The following is a 3,463-nucleotide window of genomic DNA, read 5'->3' as shown; positions in this document are numbered from 1 at the left end:
GCAAGTGAAAATAAAGTAGAGCCATTATTACTGACGTTTGCGCCCATGCCTATCTCGATCGGCTGTGCTATTTGGTCTTATCCAGGCTGGGTGGGTGAGGTTTATCCGCCCAAAACTCCTGCCAAAGATTATCTGCGTGTTTACAGCCATCATTTCCCTGCGGTGGAGGGGAATACGACTTTTTATGCCATTCCCGATCGAGCTACCATCGATCGCTGGATCGCCCAAACGCCAACGGGATTTAAGTTTTGTCTGAAGTTTCCCCGTGCCATTACGCACAATGGATCGCTCGAACCTTATCTCCCAGCCGCGCAAGCTTTTATCGCACAGATGCAGGCTTTGGGCGACAGGTTAGGGGTAGTATTTATTCAGTTACCACCCAATTATGCGCCGAGTGAGAGATTTACAGATTTGGCTGCATTCCTAACTGGGCTAAACTGTCGAAATGTCTCAATCGCGCTGGAAGTCCGGCATCTCGATTGGTTCAAATCTCCTCATCGGGAGCAGTTAAATGAGCTGTTACACAAATTAGGGATCGGTCGGGTTATTCTCGATTCGCGACCGATTTATGAGGCAACTACAGAAGAGAAAATTGCCTTTGAATGTAAAAAGCCGCGCGTACCGATCGAGTTAAGTCTGACAGCTCCTTTTAGCCTGATTCGCTATGTTTCGCACCCGATCCTATCCGCCAATCAAGTATGGCTGGAAGGTTGGACGAGTCAGCTTCAGAGCTGGTTGCAGCAGGATACTCAGATCTACATGTTCGTCCATTGCCCGATCGAGGCTCGATCGCCAATTAATGCGCGTTATCTACATGAGATTTTTACGCGATCGGGGATCGTTCTTAATCCCTTACCACCAAGATTTGTCGATGATGCTCCCGTGCAATTAAAGCTGTTTTGAACTAGGGATAGAAACTCATCTGGGGTAAACCGAGGGTTTCATCCCAACCCATCATCGCATTCAGGCATTGAATTGCTTGTCCGGCTTGACCTTTGATCAGGTTATCGATCGCCGAAACCACGATCACCCGTCCGGTACGCGCATCAACTTCGACAGCGATGTAGCAAAGATTGGTACCTGCTGCCCATTTGGTTTGAGGATAAACACCACCGTCCAAAACTTTGACAAATGGGGACGATCGATAGAAAGCTTTGTAGATCGTAATTAGGTCTTCTGTCACCAAGCCCGGATCGCGGATCGTAGCGTAGACAGTTGTCAGGATACCGCGCACCATCGGCATTAAATGGGGCGTAAATTGGACTTTGACTTCATGGCTGGCTAGATCGCTACAAACTTGCTCGATTTCGGGGGTGTGGCGATGGGCGGCAATGCTGTAAGCAGTAATGCTATTATCGGCTTCGGCTAGCAGGAGATGAGTTTTGGCTTGTCTGCCGCCGCCAGAGGTGCCGGATTTGGCATCGATGATGGCTGTGTCGGCATCGATCAAACCTTGTTTGAGCAGGGGCGAGAGGGCGAGGAGACTGGCTGTTGGGTAGCAGCCAGGACAGCCGACAATTTTGGCATTTCTGAGTTTGGCTCGATAGAGTTCGGGCAAGCCATAAACTGCCATTGCGGCAGTTTCGCGATCGGTTCTCGCTGTCTTGTACCATTGAGTATAGACATCGAGATCTCTAAATCGATAATCTGCAGATAAATCAAGGACGCTACAGCCTTGGGCAATTAATTTGGGAGCGAGTTCGCAAGCCAGACCATTGGGTAGAGCCAAGAACACCGCTTTACAGCGGGAGGTAATGACATCGACATCGACAGGTTCGATCGGCAAATCGACAACATGAGCTAGATGGGGATAGAGATCGCCAAACTTTTTACCCGCACTACTATCGCCGCCTAAATAGGCAATCTCGATCGCGGGATGATCTTGCAATAAGCGCACCAACTGGACGCCGCCATAGCCTGACGCACCGACAATCCCAACTTGAAGGCGTTCGATCTGCTCACCCATGAATGTTATGACCTATATAATTAAGAAAGCGATCGCCATATTCATGGTGAAAAGTCCCAACTAGTTCGATGCTCAGTTCAAAACTAATTTTGAATTTCTCGATCGAGCAATGTGGATTTTCGCGGCATTGCCGATCGAGCTGGAGTTTTGACTCGCTTTAACGGACTATATAGTTTACCAACATTTTACCGATCTGTGATAGCTACTTCTTCTACTGAACCGACCAATTTTGAATTTGACACGATTTCTACCGCCCTATCGGACTTCGCAGCGGGCAAAATGGTCGTGGTGGTAGATGACGAAAATCGAGAAAATGAGGGCGATCTGATCTGTGCCGCCGAAACTGTTACCGCTGCAAATATTAATTTCATGGCGGTCAATGCGCGCGGCTTAATCTGTCTGGCAATGATGGGGCATCAGTTGGATCGACTGGATTTACCACTGATGGTCACGAATAATACCGATCCCAATCAAACTGCCTTTACGGTCAGTATCGATGCCAGCCATCGGCTCGGCGTCACTACTGGGATCTCGGCTGACGATCGCGCCTGTACTATTCATCTGGCGATCGATCCCGATACCAGACCCGAAGATTTGCGCCGTCCTGGTCATATTTTCCCCTTGCGCGCCCAAGACGGCGGCGTACTCAAACGGGCGGGACATACCGAAGCCGCTGTAGATTTAGCCAGACTGGCAGGTTTAGCCCCCGCTGGTGTCATCTGCGAGATTCAAAATCCCGATGGCTCGATGGCGCGACTTCCCGATCTGATCGCCTATGCGCGCGCTCACGATCTAAAAATTATTAGCATTGCCGATCTGATTAGCTACCGTCTCAAGCACGACAGATTCGTCCATCGGGAGGCGATTACCAAGCTGCCCAGCCAGTTCGGGCAGTTTCAGATCTATGGCTATCGCAATTTATTAGATGCTACTGAAACTGTGGCGATCGTCAAAGGCAGCCCGGCTGATTTTGTAGATAAGCCCGTAATGGTGCGGATGCACTCGGAATGTTTGACGGGCGATGCCCTCGGTTCGCTGCGCTGCGACTGCCGGATGCAGCTCCAAGCGGCACTCAAGATGATCGAGAATGCGGGCGCGGGCGTAGTGGTTTACCTGCGTCAGGAAGGCCGTGGCATCGGGCTGATCAATAAACTCAAAGCTTACTCGCTCCAGGATATGGGCTTGGATACCGTCGAAGCCAACAATCGCCTCGGCTTTCCCGCCGATCTGCGGAACTATGGTGTGGGCGCGCAGGTGCTCAACGATTTGGGGATTAGCAAAATTCGATTGATCACCAACAATCCCCGCAAAATTGCCGGACTTAAAGGTTATGGCTTGGAAATGGTCGATCGAGTACCACTCCTCATCGAGGCGAATGACTACAACAACGACTATCTTGCCACCAAAGCCGAAAAACTCGGTCACATGTTGCTGCAAACTTATCTCGTCACCGTCGGGATTACCTGGAACGAAGAACCATTAGATATTACGGCACGT

The 3,463-nt window shown here is 50.2% G+C and carries 3 protein-coding genes; 2 read left to right on the top strand and 1 reads right to left on the bottom strand.

What is annotated here, in order from left to right; translation table 11 throughout:
- A partial coding sequence (locus tag RMO84_RS02500; protein WP_310486876.1) for a DUF72 domain-containing protein occupies positions 1-903 on the top strand: 903 nt, incomplete at its 5' end.
- Between the two features lies 1 nt (position 904).
- Here the strand turns inward: RMO84_RS02500 and argC are convergent.
- Positions 905-1,966 carry an N-acetyl-gamma-glutamyl-phosphate reductase gene (gene argC / locus RMO84_RS02495; protein ID WP_310486875.1) on the bottom strand — a complete coding sequence of 354 codons (1,062 nt, stop codon included), beginning with the start codon at positions 1,964-1,966 and terminating at the stop codon, positions 905-907.
- Between the two features lie 195 nt (positions 1,967-2,161).
- Between argC and ribBA the strand changes: the two genes are divergently transcribed.
- Positions 2,162-3,463 (top strand): bifunctional 3,4-dihydroxy-2-butanone-4-phosphate synthase/GTP cyclohydrolase II (gene ribBA, locus RMO84_RS02490; protein ID WP_396135749.1); only part of this gene is annotated, 1,302 nt, incomplete at its 3' end.

It is taken from the genome of Chamaesiphon sp. VAR_69_metabat_338 (assembly GCF_031423935.1).
Lineage (GTDB): Bacteria > Cyanobacteriota > Cyanobacteriia > Cyanobacteriales > Chamaesiphonaceae > Chamaesiphon.
The sequence above is the reverse complement of the archived record's forward strand: the minus strand, read 5'-3'. Positions and strand labels throughout refer to the sequence as shown.

Bases quoted from the DNA above. Each gene is read 5' to 3' on its own strand.
- argC (WP_310486875.1), bottom strand. From the start codon at position 1,966: ATGGGTGAGCAGATCGAACGCCTTCAAGTTGGGATTGTCGGTGCGTCA.